At 77.6% G+C, this 1,537-nt stretch carries 2 pseudogenes; both read left to right on the forward strand.

The annotated features are described in order from the left end of the window. Positions 1 to 863 (forward strand): annotated as a pseudogene (locus E1289_RS38770) (hypothetical protein); the annotation flags it as partial. Beyond that, a pseudogene (locus tag E1289_RS37540) lies at positions 863 to 1,537 on the forward strand (hypothetical protein); the annotation flags it as partial. The pseudogenes E1289_RS38770 and E1289_RS37540, both read left to right, overlap by 1 nt.

Here is a 1,537-nt window from a genome sequence, read left to right on the forward strand (position 1 = left end):
GCCCCGCCCCCTTCAAGGCGGGGGAGCAGTTCCAGGGCCGCGGCTACCCGCCGGCCGACCCGTACGCCCAGGGCGGATACCCGCCGCAGTACGGCCCGCCGCCGAACCAGCCCCCGCCCGGGGCGCTGCAGCGCGGCCCCGAGCAGCGCGGTCCCGAGCAGCGCCGTCCCGAGCAGGGCGGCCCCTACGACCAGCGGACGCAGGACGCGCAGCGGCGCGCCGACCCGGCGCGTGCCGCGGACCGCGACCGCCGCAAGCCCTACGGCTGGTACCGGCTGCTCGGCTTCATCGTCCTGGTGGGGCTGCTCGGCTTCGCCAACATCGTGCCGCTGCTCGCGCTCCTGGTCACGGCCGGCGGCGTGCTCGTCCTGCGGATGGCGGACAAGGCCGCCCAGGGCATGGAGGGACGCCAGACGCGGCGGGGCCCGCGCACCGGCGACGCGGTCGCGGCGGCGTTCCGGACGCCGCTGCACCTGCCGGGCGCGCTGATGTCCACCGTCCTGTGGACATCGCTCAGTCTCACCGCGGGGATGATCCTGCTCGGCGTCCTCGTCTTCGCCAACTCTGGCATGACCGCCTCCACGGCCATCGCCTACTCCGCCATGGCGGTGATCGTGCTGCTCTGCCTCGCACCGGGCAGCGGCCCGCCCCGGCGGCAGCTCGCCCGGATCTGGGGCGCGCTCCTGCCGCGCGCCGAGGCCGCGCTGGCCGCCGCCCTGATCCTGGGGATCTTCGCGGGCGTCCTGGTCGTGCTGTCCCAGGAGAAGCCGCCCGACACCACACCGCTGGACGGTATGAGCCAGGATCTGGAGAGCCTGCGCGCCGACGTCCGCGATCTCGTCTCCGGAATCCCGGGCCTGTGATGGAGCGGATCGGTGCCTACCGGCTGCTGACCCGGCCGGGCGGCGCGGCCGGTGCCGTCCGGCGCGCCGCCGGGCCGGACGGCCGGGATGTGGCGATCCGGCTTCTCCCGCCGGACGCGGCGCCCGACCTCGCCCGGATGCGCGAGGTCCTGAGCCCCTACGTGGTCGACGTCCTGGACGGTGAGCACGCCGGACCCCGGCCCTACGTCGTGGCCAGGTTCGTCCCCGGGCGGCCGCTGGCGGAGACGGTCACCGAGCGGGGGCCGGTCTCGGGCGCCGAACTGCGCCGGCTGGCCTTCGGGCTGGCCAAGGCGCTCGACGCCATCCACGCCACCGGCCTCGCGCACGGCCGGCTCGGGCCCGAGACGATCCTGGTGGTCGACGGCGCGCCCGTCGTCGTCGACTTCGGGCTGGAGGCGGGTGCCGACGCCGCCGGGGACGTCCGGGCGTGGGCCGCGGCCGTGACGTTCGCGGCCACCGGGGCCACCGGGGGCTCTGGGACGTCCGCCGGCTCCCCGCCCGCCGAGGGAGTGCCCGCCGAGCTGGTCCCGCTGGTCGCGGCGGCCGCCGCCCCCGATCCCGCCGCGCGGCCCACGGCGGCCGAGCTGGTGGAGGCGCTGTCCCGGCTGGACCTGCCGGCCGTCCCGTCCGCCCGTCCCGCCGCCGATCCGCCC

The sequence above is a fragment of the Actinomadura sp. 6K520 genome, from assembly GCF_004349245.1.
GTDB lineage: Bacteria > Actinomycetota > Actinomycetes > Streptosporangiales > Streptosporangiaceae > Spirillospora.